We start from the raw sequence: 19,932 nt of genomic DNA on the forward strand, positions 1-19,932 counted from the left end.
CCTGAAAGACATGCTACGTAACATCGTCAGCATCGGCAGTGACATCGAAACGCGCAGTAACATTCAATGTGGCTCTATTTTATTACCTGCCATGAAGATTGCGGGCGAATAATAACTTGTTGCTATGAATCTAAGGCTGGCATCTGTTGCCAGCTTTTTTTTTGCCTATATTCGTCATACTTCAAGCTACATGTGCGTGCCGTATAGGGCGAGTTCAGTCTGGGAAAAAATGCTTACTTATATCTGGTAATATAATAAATTTACTCTTAGTAAATATTTTAATTGTTGATTCCAATACCAGCTAGTATGGTAATTACATTCTGGCCTCTAATGAATAACTCCACTCCTGGTTTTTCTTTAAATGTTTTTATTTTTTATGGATAATGGTGATGCTATTATGAATGGCTCTTCTGCCGCATTCTTTAATGACTTTTTAGTGCGACAATAACAAAACTCATTAATAAACTAAATTTCCAGTGGGGTCATTAATTGTATTTTTAAATTCCTGCGAACTCAATCCGAATTAGCTCGGTTATTTTTAGCAAGTAAAAGTTCCTGCTTGTTAGCGTTATTTTGAAATATTCAATCATTTTAAATTACTAATTAGATGACTGACTGATTGTTACTCATATAATGAAAAATTAAAATGCAATTGTTAGATGTGTAAATGTCAAAAATAGCATTAAAAGAATCGAGCAGTTCTGTTGTATTGGTGATGAGAAGGAAATGAATTTTATACTATATATAAATAAATACTTTAAATTTACTCGTTGAGAATAAAGGATTCATACGAGAGTAGTAAACTGCGTTATGAGAAGCTTTGCCGGGTGACAATAAATGCCGTTGAGAGGCTTGAGCGGAGTGCGGTGAAAGTCGCACGCTCCGTTCTTAAGAGAGCACCGTCAGGTAACTGGCTATGCTTATCCAACACTACTATAAAATATTTTTAACCATATCCAATAGTAAAGAACTATCCCCCATTTCCGTAAATCTATCCACACCCTGTGCCCGCATATAGATTACCGATTGCCGCCACATGACAGGTCTATTTATATGCTCTGAGAGATTTTGTATTATAGAAGATAGGGTATATGGTGAGGCTGTTCTATTGGCGATAACCGGTATTTGAGGCGGTAAAAATGAAAAACTTTGGATATATTCACTAAATTTTATGGCCGCAGTATTTAACATCGTACTATGAAAAGCACCACTCACTCTCAGTACAACATATTTAATCGCATAATTATCATAAAATATCTCTTCTGCCTGTTTGATACTCTCAATCGGTCCTGATATCACCATTTGCAAGTCGGAATTGATATTGGCTATAGTGAGATCAAACAGATTATTTTCCACAATAACCTGAATCACCTCTTCAGCATTAAGGCCCAGTACCGCGGCCATGCCCCCTCCCTGACTTTCCGACATCAGCAACGCCCGCTTTTTTACCAGATGTAATCCTGTTTCAAAATCGAATACGCCAGCGGCATGTAATGCATTAAACTCCCCAAGGGAATGCCCTGCTAGAAATTGTGGTAACGTCCCACATTGGTCAATATACCGACGATAATACAAAGCATTAACTGTATATAATGCGGGCTGAACATAAAGGGTATTACTAAATCGATCCGCAGGGGAATTCAGAAAAAAATCACGAATGCTAAATTCGGTAATATCTTCAGCCTCCGCCAATAATTTGGGGTAGATATCGAATAGCGATGCCCCCATACCTGGACGCTGCGCACCTTGTCCTGGAAATAAAATTGCATGATTTGATATCATGTGTCGCCCTCTTTACTGTGGTATATGATACAAACAGACTGATTTCCTACTTTAGTTCTAAACATGGCCCCTCCGTGGGCCAGAGTATATAAACTACTTAGCCTCTAAACTGCTCGTGACAAACATATCAATCAGTCCGTTTATAGATTTAATATTTTTTAACTCTGTGCGGGGGATTTTTATTTTTAACTCCCTCATAACACCTGAAACAACGGAGACAATGTCTAAGCTACTGGCACCATAGTCTGCCATTGATTTTTGCAAATCAATTTCATGTTCCTTGGCTCCATCGATTGAATTGACAATGTGCTTTTTTACAATACTAACAATATAATCTCTATCCATAATATTATCTCCGGTTGGTTAATTAATAAATTAATGCTTATTCCTGTTTATTCCACACCAACTCAAATAACCACGATTCGTCATTGAGTAATAGACTATCTGTGGATTTAAGGACTAGCTTCTCATGCTCAAAACTAAAGTATCGACGAAACTCGGTGCCAATTTGATTGGGGATTTTACTGTTATCAATAAAATGTGTGACGATCCCTTTATCATGATTAACATCATAATGGCCGCAATATGTTTCAAATTTCGGGAAGTCAGCCAAGATTTGTTCTGATGGGATCGCGCGAATATCATCCGTACTAAATTGAGATCGCTCATCAGATGAAATAAACACCATCATGTACTGTTCGGTGTAGGTCAGCATGCCAAACGGATTTATCCCTATAGGATAAATATTTTTATTTCCATTGTTACCCATACAGGATTCAAGCTTCCAGCGGCCAAGAAATAGGTTTCTATTGGGATTAGACATGACTAATACCTTTTGGGTCAAAATACAGTAAAATACCAAGTGATCGCTCGGCTCCATATTCATAATGCTGGATGAATCTCCCCATTATTTCTCAATGAAATTCGTCTCAATCATTTCGATCCACTTGGTAAAGTTATCGGTAAACATCCTGCCATTATCAACGGTGATTACCTGACCACGCACGGCATCCATTAATCCGCTGCATAGAGCCACACTGACGTTACCTACCGCTTCGGGTGAAACAATAAAATCCGGATCAAATTTTCGAATGAATGCTTGTGCTTTTTTGCCAAAAACTAATTCAAAAGCTTCCGTATCTACCACTCCCGGGGAAATACAGTTAATAATGATATTTTCCCGTGAACCAATATATTTAGTTAATGTTTCCAATACTGCTTTCGATGCCGCAACATAATCATAGCCTGTTATATGGCAACTACGATGCCCTTCGGAAGTAATTGCAACCACATATCCAGGATGTTGACCAAAATGCTGTTTAATACAATCTATATAAGTGATCAGTGGCCAGGCGTTGTGTTCAATGCTATCTAGCAGCCCCCTAAATTTATAAGTATCTTTAAATTGAGGTGCAAACGCAGCATTGAGAATAAGAATGTCAATTTTTTTATTTTCTTGAGCAATTGTTTCGATTAACTGCGTGGTTGTCTCCTCATCACTGATATCTGCCTGAAGGAATACCGGACGATTAAGATATTGAGAAAAATGGTTTTCAAGTTCATCTAAATTGTCTCCCCAAAAATAAGTGCCATATACTTTTGCTCCCGCCTTAACAAAGCTTTCAACAGTAGCTCGGCCTATACCTTTTGTGCCACCAGTTACCAATACGGTCATTTCACTCAAGTTATTCAGCATATCTAACCCGTGTAATTATCTTGTATTAGTTGTTCAATATTGCTTTGATTAAATGCAATATGGTGCATAAACGCCTCGATAGTACTTGTTTCCTCCAGCATTTTACGTCTGTTGATTGACATGTATTTTTTTAATAATTCCAAACTATGGCGAGGTTTTTCAGCAATAGAGGTCGCCATCTCAATGGCTTTTTCCATGACCGAGGAACGGGGCAAAATATAATTGAAACAACATCTTCCTTTTAGCTCACTGCCTCTAAGATAGTTACCGGTGACCATCATCTCAAAACCGGTATAGTAACCAAACGCTTCCTTACTCATGGCGGTTGAACCCATGCCTGGAGTGAATCCCATGTTCATAAATGACATGCCATAGCGACTTTCTTCCGCCGCGACTAAAATATCTGCATATAAGCCTAAGACTAATCCCCCTCCTGTAGCACTACCTTCCATTGCCGCAATAACTGGGATCGGTATATTCAGAAAATGTTTGAGGTGATTGGCATACTCATGTTCAATATTAGTTTTGTAATGTGTGATTAGACTTTGTAAAAATGCTTTGGTACCACCGGTACAAAATATATCAGGCAATCCAACCAAAATAAGCACTTTGATGGTATTGTCTTGCTTTATCGTGTCAACAATACCATGCAATTGTAAACAGAACTCATCATCAATGGCATTTTTGTTGACTGGATCGTTAATATGCATAAAAGCAATGCCTTCATTACTTTTTCTTAAATAAAGTTTTTCCATATTAGTCATCCGCATATTCATCATTAAACAACTTAATGTCTTCTAAGTAGTGACGTATCTTTTCTATGGTCTGAGCATCATTTAATCTTTTCACCAGAAGATTGCCACCTAAATCCAACCTTTCTTCGAAAGAATATTGTTCAGCCAACAGTAATTTACTTTCTCTTATAGTGGATGTTGGAACGCGAGATAGTTTATTACTCATAACTTGAATATCTTGATCTAAGTTTTCCAGTGTATTTATCTGATCGATTAAACCCCATTTTAGGGCTTGTTTTGCCGAAATAACACTTGAGCTCCATACGAAGTATTTAAGATGATGAGGCCTAATACGTTCAAGTAAGCAAGACATGGCTATTGTTGGTGTAATTCCAAAGGTGACTTCTGGCAAACTAAAGGAAGCGGTATCGCTAGACAGAATAAAATCGACGACCGACAGTAAGGCAATTCCCCCGGCGATAACACTCCCTTCAACCTTAGCTAATACTGGCTTGTGGCTGTTCCTTACCATTGTTAGAATATTGCAGAATTGAGACACGAAATCGGCGTCATAATGGGTAGAAATATACGTCAGATCCATACCCATGCTAAAGTAGGTAGGCCCCCCCGTAAGCACAATGACTTTATAGCGCTCGTTATTTAGCGCAGAGATAAAGCGACTTTCGAAATCGGCTAATGAATCGGGACTAAATTTGATAGGTACAGTGACATATTCATGCATGGCGATAACTCCGTAAGTGGTTATCTATACGCTCAAGAATAAGGAGTCCACTCCCGCTGTAATGGTGTGTATACCAGTCCTGTAAGTTGTCCCTGTCTAAGCGATAGTCGTTACCTTGCATTTGTGCACTACGTGCATTTTCCAGTTGCTCGTATGCCGCCACATCCAGTATTTTACGCTGGGCAAGTAATATGTCCAACGCGGCACCTTGCTGCTGTGCAATCTCTAACGCCTGGTCCCCGACCCGCATACTGAAATACTCGGCACAGGATCCTGAACCATAAGAGTAAACCCCAATTCGATCCCCTGATTTAATCTCTGGTGCTTTCACCATAAGTGAAAATAGGGAAAGGAAAATACTGCCACAATAAGTCGCGCCTATTTTTTGCGCGTAATACAGAGAAGGCATGACTTTTTGCTTAAATAAAGTGGCAAACGCCTCTTTTACAAAGAGCTCTTGTAGTTCTAATAATACCTTATGTGCTTCTTTACTAATGCCAGGGAAGGGGACGTGGTATAAGTTATAATTGAAATAGGCACTTTTTTTGGCCTCAGGTGTCTGTTTACAATATTCCTCGAAAGAATTTTCGAGCCCATCCATATAAGAGAAAAGGCTGGCTTCTACATCGAAAGCGACCTCTTTCCAAGGAAGTGGGCGAATAACATCAGTCACTTCATGAGTATGAATACCCGACTTCCCTGTTTCAATAATGGCAAAAACCGGATTATCTGAGATAAGTAAGGCAATGGCCCCAGCGCCAAGACTATATTCCATCTTCCCGTGGCGAATCATATTATTACTGATGTCCACGTTGATCAGTAATACCTTCTTCCCTCGATTAAGGCCGGACAATATCCATGACTCAGCCATCTTTAACGCCGCAGCACCAGCATGGCAGGCAGATTTCAGTTCAAAAACACGACAAGTCGCAGGTAACCCCAAATAACGGTGTGCCCAAGTACTGATGGCCTTTTCCTGATCTAAACCTGATTCTGTTGCAATAATAAATAAACCGATATCCGAACGATCCTGATCGTTGAGCATATCTTTGGCACTATTGACGGCAAGGGTGACCGCATCTTCCCACTGTGGTACTAAACTGCGCTTTATAACCATTAAAGATTCTTGAATGTATTCACTGTCTCCACCACGTGCTTGTGCTAATTCAGATACTTTCAGTGCCAAGCTACTTGGATAGATACTGATTTTTTCAATACCAATATTATTCATTAGAGGATCCCGATGTTAATAAACCCAGTCAATGCCACCGGTCACATTGAAAACAGCGCCGTTTACATAACTACTTTCTTTAGCAACAAGAAATAAAATGACCTCAGCCACTTCAATGGGTGAACCCAGTCTTCCCACGGGGGCACGTTGAGCAAAAAAATCTTTAATACCTTTAATATCATTACCAATAATTCCGGTATCAATTAAGCCTGGTACTAATACATTTGCCGTAATACCGAAACGTCCATATTCTTTCGCTGTGGTTTTAGTTAACCCCACCAGACCCGCTTTTGATGCGGCATAAGCTGCTTGTCCTGATGAGCCATCTTTAGCGAGTGAAGATAGAGTGACAATGCGCCCATATTTATTGGCAAGAAATAAAGGCAAAAAATAACGAATAAGATAGAAGGTGCCAGTTAAATTAGTATTAAGTACCAAGGCCCAATCTTCATCCGTCATCGAAACTAAATTGCCCGGTAAATCTATGCCTGCATTGCAAACAACCGCATCAATGTTACTAAAATCGACGAGAAGACGGTCACCCACTGACTCTACTGCACCACTATTAATAACGTCGAGTTGATAGGCACGACATAATTGTCGAGGAAACTCCGCTGCCGCGATATCAAGCAGTTGTTGTGCACCTTCCTTGTTATTGTGATAACTAAAACCAACATTCCAGCCTTTGCCTAAAGCCGCAATGACCACACTTCGTCCAATGCCACTGGCACCACCGCTGACAAAAAGGTTCATGTTAACCATGATATCGACTAAATAAGCTCGCGCTGTTAATACCGCCCATGCCAAAAGAATTGTTTAGAAAAATATTAACTTCTTTTTTTATATTTCCAGATGCACAAACATTGAGTTCGACTGCGGGATCAAGGGTTTCGATATTATGTGATTGATGGAACTCACCCTGCCTCATTTGCCAAATGGCTATCGCCGCTTCCACGACACCAGATGCCCACATCGTATGGCCTAGTAAGGATTTAGGCGCATTAATAATCAAATTTTCCGCATGCGAGCCAAACACTCTTTTAATTGATTTCAGTTCTACGATATCGCCTAATTTAGTGGAGGTGGCATGGGCACTCACATAATCGACTTGCTCTGGCGAGATATTGCATTTCTTTAGGACATCTTGAATAACTCGAACTTGCCCTTCGTGAGAGGGATCGCCCAGATGGTTGGCATCCGAGTTAACGCTGGCACCGAGAAGTTCAGCATAGATTTTGGCTCCACGGCTTTTTGCATGTTCAGCCTGCTCAAGGATCAGCACGGCACCGCCTTCAGATGGCAGGAAACCACTCCGATTTATGTCATAGGGACGACTGGCTTTGGTGGGGGAATCTTGATACTGGCTATAACAGATAGCTTCTAAAATCGTTAGCGAATGTAACATCATCGGGTGGAAAGAGGCCATTGGACAAACGACGGCCACAATCTGTTTTTTATCCACTTTAATTGCATTGATTGCCGCCTGAATAGCAATATTTCCCGTCGCACAGGTACCGCCAACAAGATAGGCAAACCCTTTGGTATTTAACACTTGAGCCACAGAAGATGAATGGTCAGTATCAAGTGAATTTAACCCGGAAAAAGCATCAATAAATTCGGGTTCATCAGAAAAAATCTTTTGCTGATCAAGCAAATATTTATCAGAGAGGTTATGACCGCCACAAATTATCCCGCAATCGAAGGGGTCTATAATGTGTTCGAATAATCCGGCGTCGAGCCAGGCATCCATTGCCATCAATACCGAGAGCTGGACACCTTTGGCTGTTTGTTTAAAAACCTTCTCGGCACGGGAAAGAACTATATCGGGAATGCGGTGGCTAAATGTGTGCAACTTGCCTTGAATATCATATTCAGGTAGCTGGCCTCCAATTTTTGAATAAATGTTACTGGTGTCAAAATTGCGCCAGTAGCCGATGGCTGATTTCCCAGATAATAAATTATTGCCCACGAGATCTAATGTGTCACCAATGGGAGTATTAATCGCAACGCCGGTGATAACAATACGATCAGAAGACATGAAACTCTCCTTTTCCAACGGTTACGATCTGATCGTTAACCGTGATTTGAACAATGGCGGTGGCAATAAATGTATCGTATTCTGTAATACAACAACGGATTGTCATTAATTCCCCAGGGCGTACAGCGGATAAATGAAAGACATCGAATACTCGTGTCCCCACTGCGTTAGTGATATTATCCTCTACTGGCGGTATAGCCGTTTCATTTATCAGAAAATACATTAAAATAAGTGCGGTTTGAAACATACTTTCTTGTTGTAATACACCTGGATATATAGGGTTATTGGGGAAGTGACCACCAAATACCGGGTCTTTTTCGTCTACTCTTTTTATTGCTTGTATTAACCTGAGTTCAATGTTGATCAACTCTACGTTATCGACCATTAAAAATGGCTCACGATGCGGTATCATTTTTTTTATAATGCTTTGTCCAAATGATGTTTTCAATTCATTGGTAACGTTGTGATTAAATAACAATTTCGTTTTTAAATGATTTAATTCAGTATTTTTCATATTTAAATGTGGCCCATAAAACTGTTTGGCGTTTTAATCTTTATTTATATTTTTCACGGAATTAATAGCGATTAATTTGTGAGGTCTGTTATTTTAAAGGCATTGCACTTCTAAAAAGCATCTTCATTAAAGTCGGCTAAATGTATCACCTACATGCCTGCCATCAATGACCGTTTCGCCAAGTGAGCTAAAATACGCCTTCCAAAATAAGACTGCTTCTTCAGCATCTTTTTCGGAGGAAACATTTTCTATTTCAAAAACTTCGGAAACTTGAGGGTTCTGGCTAATTTTCCAAGCTTGCAATATCTGGTCTGGGCAAAGTTCTATCTGCTGCAATAGATACATTTCATGTGCCGGGATAGACTCGCACACATAATCGATGAACAGGCTATAATCGCGTGTCCCACAGACTCCATAAATGCAATAACAAGTAGCACTTACCAACATATCGGCCCCTTCCTATCAAGTCATATAGTAGCCATCTGGAATCCATATCTAACTTTAAAGATTATCTATAACTGGCTTGGTAGAGAGTATATATCGTGTATTCAAGAATGCTAGTTACATACATAGATACTGTAAAAGATGGATTTTCTATTTATATTAAATTCAATTAATTGAAATAATTAGTTATTTTAGTTGGCTATTTTTTTCATATAAGATTTATTGATGTTTTTTTTTGGGAAAAAACTCAATCCATTCACTAACTACAATTGATTATGTCGATTAATGCTGGCATTAAAGAGTTTAATGCTGCAATGTTCTTTTTCAATAAACAGATATCATATTAATATAACACGTTGTGAAAATGGTGTTTCCTAGTCTAGAGTATAGGAATAGCAAATTCAGGTGAATATGTAGGGTATGAACATTTTCATCTGTCACGCTTGTTCTGATTTCTTTAAATGAAAATTAACTGAAGTTGCCATCAATATTACTTTGATGGCAGTGATATGTATCGAGTTTTACTCTATATAAAGAGGTGTTACATGAAAAAAACAATATTGATAACGGGAGCTCTTTCTGGAATTGGGAATGCGGCGACTAAGTTATTTTCTGAAATGGACTATAATGTCGTGTTTTCAGGTCGTCGACCCGAAGAAGGAAAAGTGATATTAGATGCCCTGAAACTCATTAATAAAAATGTACTTTATGTTAATGCTGATATGAATAGTGAATCAGATATCAAGCACCTTATCGAGATGACTCTGGATCGATTTGGTTCGTTGGATGTAGCTGTAAATTGTGCTGGCACGGTAGGTGAAACTGCAGAGATTCAAGCCGTAACCCAAGATAACTTTCATTTGGTATTCAATACCAACGTATTAGGCACTCTGCTGGCAATGAAATATCAAATCCCTGTGATGGTGAAAAGAGGTAAAGGCAGCATCATCAATATCTCTTCAATTGCGGGTATCGTTGGCCTCCCTGGCGCTGGGGTTTATGTCGCAAGTAAACACGCAATTGAAGGATTGACTAAAACAGCTGCGCTGGAGGTTGCAACTACTGGGGTTAGGGTTAATTCGATTTCCCCCGGGCCAGTAGAAGGCAAAATGTTTGATCGTTTTTTAGGCCATGATGAGAATAATAAAAAGGCATTTATAGAAATGATGCCAAACAAACGTTTTACTACTGAGGAAGAAATTGCACATACTATTGTTTTTCTTGCAGAAAATAATGTGACAGCTATTACCGGACAGACAATTACGATAGATGGTGGATACACAGCACAGTAAGAAGAAAAGGCTTTTGTTGTAATAAGCGAAAATCAGGAGTAGTGGGGATTCTGTCACATTCAGGCACAGGAAGGTAACCTGCTATTTTTTAATGTTGTCTATTGCCATTCAGTCAAACTATCTGCCAATCCGATAAACCATGGAGGCTTTAATGACGACCACCCTTGATATTATCAATAGTGCTAAAGACCTGGATCCTGCAGAGTATCGCGCGTTTTTTCTTCAAAGCAAGGCACCCCTCTTTTACGATCTGCGATTTCTTATTGCGGCTGAGCAGTCACCTTTGTTAAACGTTAGTAAAATTTTCTATTTGCTTGCGCGAGACGAGGGGAGGCTGATTGCGTTGGTCCCTATTTATCTTCAAGAATTTAGGTCTATTGATCCGTTAGGGGTATTGGTTTCCTCCACTAAGCTCTCGATAGAATCTGAAGAGCGCGGGCTGTTTAGTCATATTATACATTGTACGGACACCACAATACCGACGTTAAGTCACGACCCAAGTCTTTACGCACGAATATTCGATGCTATTAAGGCTATCGCACAGGCTGAGCAGGTGCGTTATTTCTGTTTTCTCAATGTACAGGATGGTGTGCTCTTGCGTGAAGCTCAACGTAATGGGCTAAATATAAACTACATGGGGGATAAATTTTCAATCGAACTGGATGCTTTTCCGGATTTTGACAGTTTTGCGCAGGCTTTGCCCAAGTACGGGCGTTACGAAATGGTACGCCAGCTTCGTATCTTTAACCACAGCGATGCGAGAGTTCGAATACTTGCTCCTCCCTTTGATAATGAAATTGAGAAACTGGCCCGGCTGTATTATTTGACCACCAAACGGCTGGGGACGACCTATTATTGGCCAGAATCACAATTGGCTGTTTTTTGCCGTCTTTGCGGCGATCTGGTTCGTATTATCGTCGTAGAACAGAACGGGCAAATTGTCAGCGGCTTTATCTGCTTCGAGGAAGACGGCGCTCTCCATGTCTGGTCGGCCAACATGGATGATGAGAGTTCTGATTGCAGCCCTTACACCTTGGGCGTGTCTGCGGTGTATCGCTATGCATTCGAAAGAGGAATTAATCTTATCGAGTGCGGTGGCTTGAACTCCCGTATCAAGACTTGCTTGGGGTTCAAACCGAAACGACTCTATTCCATCGTCAGCCAGGATCTGGGAATACCCGCCGCTACGCAGACTTCTCTGTCTCGGCTGAAGCTGGCATCGCAACTGGATGGCGAGGTTCGTTTTGCTTCGCATCCCGCCTTTGATGAGTGGTATCTCTCCAGTGTTTGGAACGGTCGAGGCCCAACACGTAGACCTGCTGGAATAGTACGCGTCGCGACTGAGGCCGATGTGATTCGCACGATTGTATTTGCCAGGGAGCGCGGCATGGAAGTGAGCGTGCGTGGAAGTGGGCACAACTACTCGGGTTGTTTTCTTCGCGTTGATACGCTGATGTTGGACATTTCCGGCTTGAAGGGGCTTGATATCGATAGCCAGCGCAAGCGCGCCATCGTTGAAGCTGGGGTCAGTAGTGGCCAATTGAGTCATGCCCTGGCGGCTAAAGGTTTGGCTTTTCCGACAGGACATGTAAAAGAAGTGGGTATCAGCGGATTCCTGTTGGGGGGAGGGCTCGGGATCAACTGTAGCCAATGGGGAGGGATGAGTGTGTTCAATGTACAAGCCTTGGACATTGTTACCGCCGATGGTCGTCTACGACATGTTTCCGAAACCCAGGAGCCGGACTTGTTCTGGGCCGCTCGTGGCGCTGGACCTTGTTCGTTTTTTGTTGTGACCCGTTTTTATCTCAGCTGCTACTCACTGCCTCGGGTCATAACCAACAGCTTATATGCGCTACCTTTCACTCATTTTCACGATTTATTGGCGAGACTTGAAGACGCATCTCCCCCTACAAATCTTCAGGTGATGATTTCTGTCACCCCCCCGACATCGGGTGGCATACCAGCAGTGCTGTTAACTATTTTGGCGTTTACCGATAGCCTGCAAGAGGCGCAAGCGCTACGCGAATCTTTTGAAGCCAACCTGGAGCTGCCACTTACAGCCTTGGCCATCAATCAGCCCTCAAACTTCGAGGCCATTTACGAGCAGTTCAACAGCATGGTGGTATCAAAAAGGTTTTATGCCGACAATATCCTTACAGATAACACGCAGGAATTGGTTTCCATCCTATCCCGGTATTTCTCAGACGCGCCGTCCCGGGGTTCCCTTGCCACGATTCTTTGGCGGGGTGTGACCACCTACCCGCAAGCAGCATTTTCGGCACACGGCAAGTTATTTGTATCGAGCTACGCCCAGTGGGACGATGCAAAAGATGACAGTGTCAATCAATGTTGGTTAAAACGGATGTATGACGAGCTTCAGGAGATTGCCCGTAGCCGTTATATCAACGAGTTCGATCTTGAGACAAGGGCAGGTGAGATCAGCATGTGCTTCGCCGCTGAGAACTGGGAGAAACTGCAAAGGCTCCGGCTTGAATACGACCCTGACGACGTATTTGTTGATGTGCAGCAGTTGGGGGAGCATGGCGATCAGCCAGGAGCGTAACGTGGAATGGTCAACGGCAATACCGCGTTCAGCCATCATCTCTTCCAGGTTGCGAAGGCTCAGGACGTAAGTCAGATACCAGCGAACACATTGCGCGATAACATTGACGGGGTAATGCAGGCGACTGAAGGAATTTCTTGTTAGAGACATGGGTAGGTAATATCACAAAAAAAACAGTATGTTACCTTCCTGTGCCTTAATGAGACAGAACCACAGATCCTGCTTACTTATATTTGGTAATATAATGAATTTTACTCTTGGTTAATATTTTGATTATTGATTCCAATACCAGCCAGTATGATAATTACATTCCGGCTGATATCTTTTAATGCATTATAATAAAAATCGTTCTAATCATCCTCAAACAGTCCCCTGTTTCCCACATCTATCAGACCAAAAAAGTTTTATGCGGTGTCATTTTCCTGAAACCAATGAGAATAGTTACAGCTGATAATGACTGTAATATAGTTAATTGAGAGGTTATGAAACCGCCCACTCGCTAATTTCAGCGCCGTTACTCCGCCACTGGTTCTGCTATTGATAGGTACAATCGGACAAATCAATTTGTTCTGCTGATATGATGAACTCAATTATGATAAAAAAGATAAGGTTAGAATGAGGATCTCTTCCTACCAGATGCAATGTAATCAAAATGTTAAAAATTTGTTTATGGTGGTGCTACAATTATTGGCAGTTTAGTTTTCTATTGCCTATGTTAAGTAGGAGCAATGTAACTATTAAATTAACAATAATTATAAGGAGCGCAAATGGGCAAGACAATCATGGCATTAATCGCGGCGGCGTTACTCAGTGCCAGTAGCCTGGCGATGGCAGCGAGTGTGGCTGATAACATGGACACTATTGCCGAGAATTACGGCAAAGTGCTGAAAGCTGATTCTACTGATGTCATCAAGAAAGGTTTACAGGCCATGCGGGTGGCAGCACTTGATGCGCAGAAAGGGATTCCGACCAAGCTGAAAAATAAAGCCGAGGATAGCCCTGAGGTGAAAGATTTTCGCCACGGTTTGGACTTATTGATTGGGCAGATTGATGGTGCACTGGCATTGGCCGATCAAGGCAAGCTAGATGACGCTAAAAAGGCCGCACAAGACTTTAAACCGACACGCGATACTTACCACAAAAAGTACCGCTGATCAGGGAAAGAGGGTAATGGCTTTAAGTCGTTACCCTCATAACATCAATTAGCGATGATATTCGCCGGCCGCTTCTGGCTGGTAAAGCAACTCCAGCACGGTAATACGGGCTTCATCCCCACCCGGCAATTGCCAACTTATTTCGTCATTAACATGTAACCCCAGTAATGCCGCTCCTAAGGGTGCCATGACAGAGAGTTGCTCATTGCTGTCTTTCAGCGACGCGGGATAAACCAACGTGCGGATATGTTCTTCCTGGCTGTTCAGGTCGCGAAAACGCACGCGGCTGTTCATGGTTACGACATCTGCCGGGATAGCATCCGGGGGCAAGATTTCTGCACGATCCAGTTCTTCATTGAGCGCTGTTGCGACCACTGAACCGGCAAAGGCCGGTTGCGCCAGTAACGCATCCAAACGTTCAGCATCCAGCTCGTTAATCGTGATGGTTGGCTTGGTCATACTACTCTCCAATTCAATTTCAACAAAACATATACCCGTCATACTTCAAGCTGCATGTGCGTTAGCTGCGCTCAATAACCCGAATCACTTACAACACAGTAAGCTCATCGGGATTATCTCCCTTGCCGCCTGCATGCAACTCGAATTATTTAGAGTATAAAAACAACACCCCCACGCCATAGGAGAGGGGGTGTTAGAAAATAGCTTAATATTAATCTGATATTAGGCTCTTCCGGCGAGAAAAGAAAGAGATCCGGATCACGAACTTTTTTCCACCGCAGGCTTTCACGGTCCATTTATATATCAAGTTATTTTGTTGTTAATGATTAAGTTAGGGATTTAACGGTGTATTTTGCGGAAGTGATCCCTTAGCTCCATTACATTTCCACTTTGAACTGGAAAAAATGCCGCTACACAGCTATTCCGCTTGCAGGTAGGGTGATGTTATAGCGCAGAGGCAAGGTCGAATAAATAACTGAGCTTATCTTTGCAGTCATAGAGTTGTAGCCGCAAGGAATAGAGGATTGCTAGCGTGAATGATGTAGCCGCATTGAATGCAGCCGAAGACCCTGGAATGGAAGAAGCCATTATCATCACTGAGCGGGTATTAGCTGAAATTACCGCGATGTTAAATGCCGAAAATATTTTTACCAATGCTGTTCAACAGCAGATGTTGACATCACATATTCGAGCCATGGTGTTGCGCTCAATAACGGGCGAGCCATTACCTGAAGTGGATAAATCATTATTTGATGAGATTTCAGCACATTCGATGCAAATGGCACAACAGGTGGTCGGTAAATTTCCTAATTTACCCATTGAAGAAGCTTATTTGTTATCGGTGCATTTTGAAGTAGCGAAAGATAATAACCCATAAAAACCTGATCTGGAGAAGAGACTATGAGTCAAATTACCGTTGTGATTGGCGACCGTTTAGGAAAAGGCCAGAAAGTCGGACAAGGCGTTGAATTGGCTGGTGGCCACGTGGTGGTTATTCCCGGTGTGGCCGCAGATATGAAACTGGGTGATGTGATGAATAGCGAAAAAGCAGATTTCGGTATTTCATTCTGTGGTAGCGGTGGTGCGGGTGCTATTACTGCACAAAATAAATATGGCTATAAAGCAAAATACGGCATGCGTTCAGTGGAAGAAGGCGTGACGGCAATAAATGAAGGCTGCAAGGTATTAGGCTTCGGATTTATGGATAAAGAAGAGTTAGGGCAAAAGCTAGTGGAAGCCTATATCAAGAAATATGGTCAGCCGTAATGAAAGAGCAATATACCACTCAGGTACAAGTCAAAGGCAAAGGTGATACTAAAGGTAAAGCCTTCGCCAATGCACTCGGTAATGTCCAGAATACGGTGTTGAAGTCGACACAAAATATTTTGCTGCGGATTGAACCACAAGACGTAAAAGTATTAAAAGCAGAATTATCAGTCAAAAATGAAAAGTTTTTATTCTTTTTCCTGCCGCGGGAAAGAAAAACGTACAGCGTCGAATTAGATATTACTGTGAGCGTGACAATCATTAATACAGATAAGGTTATCTTCGTTTCTAAATAAGATGAAAAGGATACACTGATGTTTCTAATCATTCTTTTTAAGTCGATTATTATCGGCGGACTGGTCGGTGTGGGGGTTGGTGTTGGGGCCGCCCGTATGTTCCATGCACCGACCATACAGGGAATGGGGGCGTTTCGTACCTTGGGTGAGTTAAACTCGTGTGAGGGTGATCCGGCTTCGCATTTCTCCTTTGGATTAGGGTTCTTCTTCAACGCCTGGGCCTCTTCAGTGGCGGCGGGTGCTTTTACTCAAGATGTGGACCATCGCATTATCCCTAACTGGGGGGCCGCAGCATTGATGATTAAAAATCGCAATGTGGCGGAAACCATGCATAACCCGAAAAAGATGGCGATTGCCTGCGGAATTATCGGGGTTATTGTGGTCAGCTTCTTAAATACCACCGCATCGGCTGTTCCCGCAGCATTACAGGTCACGGCAATTAAAGTGCTGGTACCTGCGGCTAATATTCTGGTTAACACCGTGATGCCAGTTATTTTCTGGTTAGCTGCCATTGATGCAGGGCGTCGCTCTGGTTTCTGGGCCACTATTTTCGGCGGTTTGGCGCAGTTAATTATGGGGAACGCAGTGCCAGGCCTGGTTTTGGGCATTTTAATTGGCAAAGGTGTTGAGGAAAGCGGCTGGAATAAAGTCACTAAAATTATGATGACAGTGATTGTTCTGTTATTCGTGCTCAGTGGTTTCTTCCGCGGATTCGATCTGAAATTCCTGGAATCATTCAGTCTGAGTGCACCGGTATGGCTCGATACTATTCATAACGCATTAAGCGGAAAATAACACAGCGAGAGGAGCTTGATGATGGATGAACAAACCAAGAATAATTTCTGGTATGCCGACTGGTCATTTCCGATCTTTGTAGGATTATTATCGTCCGGTGTATTTGCAGGTACCCATATGTATTACTTATATGGGATCGGCGCATTTAACGAAGTCGCTTTTGTTTCAATGCTACGTGCCGGTATGGACACCGGTGTTTATGGTGCAGTGGCGGCATTTGGTGCCAGCTTCTTATTCGCCAGAATTATTGAAGGTTCATTAGTCGGTATTTTAGATATCGGCGGTGCAATTCAAACTGGCGTGGGGTTGGGTGTACCAGCATTATTGCTGGGGGCCGGATTTGTCTTCCCGGTTGCTAATTTCGCCGCTTCATTGGTTACCGGCCTGATTATTGGTTTAGCTATCGGTTATTTAATTATTTTGGCACGTAAATTCACGATTAACCAAAGTAATTCAACCTATGGTGCTGATGTCATGATGGGGGCAGGTAATTCGTCAGGCCGCTTCTTGGGGCCATTGATTATTTTATCTGCTATTACTGCGTCAATTCCAATTGGAATAGGGTCTTTGGCCGGTGCATTACTGTTTTATCTCTGGAACAAACCTATTACCGGTGGCGCAATTCTTGGGGCCATGATTTTAGGCTCTATTTTCCCAGTCGCTATTTCCTAATCCACGGGGTAAATATTTCAATAACGGGATATTTACTCCGCTGCGACGTCAAGTAAGAAGGTCATTTACCCAAAGTAATTGGCGATGCAGCAAGGCAGCAAATGAATGCATCCCGATGAGCTTACATAAGTAAGTGATTCGGGTAAGTGAGAGCAGCTAACACCGCTGCGACGTCAAGTAAGAAGGGGAACATAATGTATGATTTTATTATCACCGGGGCAGTATTAGTTGACGGTCGTCAGGTTGATATCGCAATTAATGACGGAAAAATAGCAGCAATGAGTGCGGCTATTACTGAAGATAAAGAAAATCAAACAAAATCTCAGATTTATTCCGCTAAAAAAGTGTTGGATCTGGCCGGGAAATATTACCTCAGCGCGGGTTGGATTGATTCCCATGTTCATTGTTACCCCGCATCACCTATTTATCATGATGAAGCCGATTTAGTCGGCGTAGCCAGTGGCGTCACCACGGTGGTGGATGCGGGTAGCACCGGTGCCAATGATGTGGACGATTTTTACCGCTTAACTCGTGCAGCTAAAACCCATGTTTACGCTTTTCTGAATATTGCGAAAACCGGCATTGTGACGCAAAACGAATTAGCCGATATGGCGCAGATTGATAAGCAAAGTATCCGCCAGGCGATTACTCGCAATCCCGGTTTTATTATTGGTATTAAAGCGCGCATGAGCAGCAGTGTGGTGGGTAAAAACGGCATCAAACCTTTGGTGCGCGCTAAAGAAATTCAACAAGAAAACAATCAGTTGCCGCTGATGGTGCATATTGGTAATAACCCGCCGGATCTGGATGAAATTGCCGACTTATTGACACAGGGTGACATCATTACCCACTGCTATAACGGCAAACCGAACCGAATTTTGACCCCTGCCGGCGCATTACGTGAATCTATCCAGCGGGCGCTGAAACGCGGCGTATTATTAGATGTGGGCCACGGCAGTGCCAGTTTCAGTTTTGATGTGGCAGAGCTTGCCATCAAGCAAGGGATTTACCCACACACCATCAGTTCCGACATTTATTGTCGTAACCGTCTGAATGGGCCGGTCCATAGCCTGGCGACCGTGATGTCCAAATTTTTCACTATTGGCCTGAGCCTTGAGCAAATTATTCGCTGTGTGACAGAAAATGTCGCACAGGCCCTACGCTTGCCCCATAAAGGGGTGCTGGATGCTGGCTATGATGCTGATTTCACTATTTTTGAGCTGAAACAACAACCTCAGGTGTTCAGCGATTCAGAAGGTAAATCGGTAACCGGTGAGAAGTCTCTGGTGCCACTGGCTGCGGTCGTCGCCGGTGACTTAGTATTAACTGATGAAGGGAAGTCAAAAGATGTCTTCAGTTTATGAAAAATACCAGTTAAAGCAGGTCATTAATGCTTCTGGCCGCATGACGATGTTGGGTGTTTCGACGCCACGACAGGATGTGGTTGAAGCGGTAGAGTTAGGTTTGAATCATTACTTTGTCATGAAAGATCTGGTGAATCAGACCGGCGCTTATATTGCGAACTTATTGAATGTAGAAAGCGCTGTGGTGGTGTCTTGCGCTTCAGCCGGGATTGCCCAGTCGGTCGCCGCCGTGATTGTCAAAGATAACGCCAATTTGCTGGTGAACCTACACGCCGCGCCACGCACCGTGCCCCATGAAATTGTTTTGCCCAAGGGCCACAATGTTAACTTTGGTGCTCCAGTCGATACCATGGTGACATTAGGCGGCGGCAAAGTGGTGGAAGCGGGTTATGCCAATGAGTGCCTACCAGAACAGCTGGAAGCGGCGATCACGCCAAATACTGCGGCGATCTTGTATATAAAGTCCCATCATTGTGTGCAAAAAAGCATTCTCTCTGTTGAACAGGCGGTGGTGATTGCCCGCAAGCATCAATTGCCATTGATTGTTGATGCCGCCGCAGAGGAAGATTTGCAGTGCTACTACCAAATGGGCGCTGATTTGGTGATTTACAGCGGAGCCAAAGCGATTGAAGGCCCAACCAGTGGCTTGGTCTTGGGCAAAAAAACCTATGTGGATTGGGTGAAGTTGCAATCAAACGGCATCGGTCGGGCAATGAAAGTGGGCAAAGAGGGCATCCTTGGTTTGACCCGCGCGATTGAAAGCTACATCACGCTGGAGAAAGAAACTGGCCAGCAGATGATAGAGAAAATGACGCCGTTTATCAGCCAGTTGAATACCATTGATGGGGTTTCAGCCAAAGTGGTTTGGGATGCGGCGGGGCGCGATATTG

23 protein-coding genes and 1 pseudogene are annotated in these 19,932 nt (G+C 42.7%); 11 read left to right on the forward strand and 13 right to left on the reverse strand.

Annotated features, from left to right (window positions below):
* The coding region (locus tag ACNSO8_RS13055) for a metallopeptidase TldD-related protein (RefSeq protein ID WP_418394888.1) at positions 1-112 on the forward strand (112 nt) is incomplete at its 5' end.
* 821 nt (positions 113-933) lie between these two features.
* On the opposite strand, the gene fabD is transcribed toward ACNSO8_RS13055, so the two are convergent.
* The 11 genes from fabD to ACNSO8_RS13110 all read right to left on the reverse strand — a co-directional run bounded on the left by fabD (position 934) and on the right by ACNSO8_RS13110 (position 9,082).
* The gene (fabD, locus tag ACNSO8_RS13060) at positions 934-1,782 is read right to left on the reverse strand and encodes an ACP S-malonyltransferase (RefSeq protein WP_418394869.1); all 849 of its coding nucleotides are present in this window, start codon (positions 1,780-1,782) and stop codon (positions 934-936) included.
* Positions 1,783-1,875: 93 nt separating this feature from the next.
* Positions 1,876-2,127 carry a phosphopantetheine-binding protein gene (locus ACNSO8_RS13065; protein ID WP_418394870.1) on the reverse strand — a complete coding sequence of 84 codons (252 nt, stop codon included), beginning with the start codon at positions 2,125-2,127 and terminating at the stop codon, positions 1,876-1,878.
* A 37-nt stretch (positions 2,128-2,164) separates the two neighbouring features.
* Positions 2,165-2,605, reverse strand: coding sequence for a lipocalin-like domain-containing protein (locus tag ACNSO8_RS13070; protein WP_418394871.1), 441 nt, complete (start codon positions 2,603-2,605; stop codon positions 2,165-2,167).
* 84 nt (positions 2,606-2,689) lie between these two features.
* Positions 2,690-3,478, reverse strand: a complete 789-nt coding sequence (locus ACNSO8_RS13075; RefSeq protein WP_418394872.1) for an SDR family oxidoreductase — start codon at positions 3,476-3,478, stop codon at positions 2,690-2,692.
* Between the two features lie 2 nt (positions 3,479-3,480).
* Positions 3,481-4,233 (reverse strand): polyketide synthase, encoded by a 753-nt coding sequence (locus tag ACNSO8_RS13080; RefSeq protein ID WP_418394873.1) that lies wholly within the window; start codon positions 4,231-4,233, stop codon positions 3,481-3,483.
* A 1-nt stretch (position 4,234) separates the two neighbouring features.
* Positions 4,235-4,954: an enoyl-CoA hydratase/isomerase family protein gene (locus ACNSO8_RS13085; RefSeq protein WP_418394874.1), complete on the reverse strand. Its 720-nt coding sequence runs from the start codon at positions 4,952-4,954 to the stop codon at positions 4,235-4,237.
* On the reverse strand, positions 4,947-6,185 hold the full coding sequence (locus ACNSO8_RS13090) for a hydroxymethylglutaryl-CoA synthase family protein (protein WP_418394875.1): 1,239 nt from the start codon (positions 6,183-6,185) through the stop codon (positions 4,947-4,949). The genes ACNSO8_RS13085 and ACNSO8_RS13090 overlap by 8 nt, the downstream gene beginning before the upstream one ends.
* Positions 6,186-6,200: 15 nt before the next feature.
* On the reverse strand, positions 6,201-6,938 hold the full coding sequence (locus ACNSO8_RS13095; RefSeq protein WP_418394876.1) for an SDR family NAD(P)-dependent oxidoreductase: 738 nt from the start codon (positions 6,936-6,938) through the stop codon (positions 6,201-6,203).
* Position 6,939: 1 nt separating this feature from the next.
* Entirely contained in the window at positions 6,940-8,223 is a 1,284-nt protein-coding gene (locus ACNSO8_RS13100) for a beta-ketoacyl-[acyl-carrier-protein] synthase family protein (protein WP_418394877.1), read from the reverse strand.
* Entirely contained in the window at positions 8,213-8,737 is a 525-nt protein-coding gene (locus ACNSO8_RS13105) for a 3-hydroxyacyl-ACP dehydratase FabZ family protein (RefSeq protein WP_418394878.1), read from the reverse strand. Before ACNSO8_RS13105 ends, ACNSO8_RS13100 begins: the two co-directional genes overlap by 11 nt.
* A gap of 126 nt (positions 8,738-8,863) precedes the next feature.
* Positions 8,864-9,082 (reverse strand): hypothetical protein, encoded by a 219-nt coding sequence (locus ACNSO8_RS13110; RefSeq protein WP_418394889.1) that lies wholly within the window; start codon positions 9,080-9,082, stop codon positions 8,864-8,866.
* Positions 9,083-9,726: 644 nt separating this feature from the next.
* On the opposite strand from ACNSO8_RS13110, the gene ACNSO8_RS13115 reads away from it, so the two are divergent.
* Together ACNSO8_RS13115 and ACNSO8_RS13120 are read left to right on the forward strand one after the other, a co-directional pair.
* The gene (locus ACNSO8_RS13115; protein ID WP_418394879.1) at positions 9,727-10,473 is read left to right on the forward strand and encodes an SDR family NAD(P)-dependent oxidoreductase; all 747 of its coding nucleotides are present in this window, start codon (positions 9,727-9,729) and stop codon (positions 10,471-10,473) included.
* A gap of 151 nt (positions 10,474-10,624) precedes the next feature.
* A complete protein-coding gene (locus ACNSO8_RS13120; protein ID WP_418394880.1) occupies positions 10,625-13,036 on the forward strand; it encodes a GNAT family N-acetyltransferase in 2,412 nt (803 codons plus the stop codon).
* Here ACNSO8_RS13120 and ACNSO8_RS13125 read toward each other — a convergent pair.
* Positions 13,001-13,186, reverse strand: a pseudogene (locus ACNSO8_RS13125) (IS6 family transposase); the annotation flags it as partial. The gene ACNSO8_RS13120 and the pseudogene ACNSO8_RS13125 overlap by 36 nt on opposite strands.
* 617 nt (positions 13,187-13,803) lie before the next feature.
* Here ACNSO8_RS13125 and cybC point away from each other — a divergent pair.
* Positions 13,804-14,190, forward strand: a complete 387-nt coding sequence (gene cybC / locus ACNSO8_RS13130) for a cytochrome b562 (RefSeq protein WP_418394881.1) — start codon at positions 13,804-13,806, stop codon at positions 14,188-14,190.
* A 48-nt stretch (positions 14,191-14,238) separates the two neighbouring features.
* On the opposite strand, the gene rnk is transcribed toward cybC, so the two are convergent.
* Positions 14,239-14,649, reverse strand: coding sequence for a nucleoside diphosphate kinase regulator (rnk, locus tag ACNSO8_RS13135; RefSeq protein ID WP_418394882.1), 411 nt, complete (start codon positions 14,647-14,649; stop codon positions 14,239-14,241).
* A 532-nt stretch (positions 14,650-15,181) separates the two neighbouring features.
* On the opposite strand from rnk, the gene ACNSO8_RS13140 reads away from it, so the two are divergent.
* From ACNSO8_RS13140 to ACNSO8_RS13170, 7 genes are all read left to right on the forward strand, one after another.
* A complete protein-coding gene (locus tag ACNSO8_RS13140; protein ID WP_418394883.1) occupies positions 15,182-15,526 on the forward strand; it encodes a glycine dehydrogenase in 345 nt (114 codons plus the stop codon).
* 23 nt (positions 15,527-15,549) lie between these two features.
* Positions 15,550-15,915, forward strand: coding sequence for a glycine-rich SFCGS family protein (locus ACNSO8_RS13145; RefSeq protein WP_418394884.1), 366 nt, complete (start codon positions 15,550-15,552; stop codon positions 15,913-15,915).
* A complete protein-coding gene (locus ACNSO8_RS13150) occupies positions 15,915-16,211 on the forward strand; it encodes a DUF4312 family protein (RefSeq protein WP_418394885.1) in 297 nt (98 codons plus the stop codon). The genes ACNSO8_RS13145 and ACNSO8_RS13150 overlap by 1 nt, the downstream gene beginning before the upstream one ends.
* A gap of 18 nt (positions 16,212-16,229) precedes the next feature.
* The gene (locus ACNSO8_RS13155; RefSeq protein ID WP_004392358.1) at positions 16,230-17,006 is read left to right on the forward strand and encodes a DUF4311 domain-containing protein; all 777 of its coding nucleotides are present in this window, start codon (positions 16,230-16,232) and stop codon (positions 17,004-17,006) included.
* Between the two features lie 21 nt (positions 17,007-17,027).
* On the forward strand, positions 17,028-17,678 hold the full coding sequence (locus ACNSO8_RS13160; RefSeq protein WP_025376851.1) for a DUF4310 family protein: 651 nt from the start codon (positions 17,028-17,030) through the stop codon (positions 17,676-17,678).
* A 194-nt stretch (positions 17,679-17,872) separates the two neighbouring features.
* Positions 17,873-19,042 (forward strand): amidohydrolase/deacetylase family metallohydrolase, encoded by a 1,170-nt coding sequence (locus tag ACNSO8_RS13165; RefSeq protein WP_418394886.1) that lies wholly within the window; start codon positions 17,873-17,875, stop codon positions 19,040-19,042.
* A partial coding sequence (locus tag ACNSO8_RS13170) for a DgaE family pyridoxal phosphate-dependent ammonia lyase (protein ID WP_418394887.1) occupies positions 19,026-19,932 on the forward strand: 907 nt, incomplete at its 3' end. The genes ACNSO8_RS13165 and ACNSO8_RS13170, both read left to right, overlap by 17 nt.

This window comes from Yersinia sp. LJYL362, assembly GCF_048323875.1.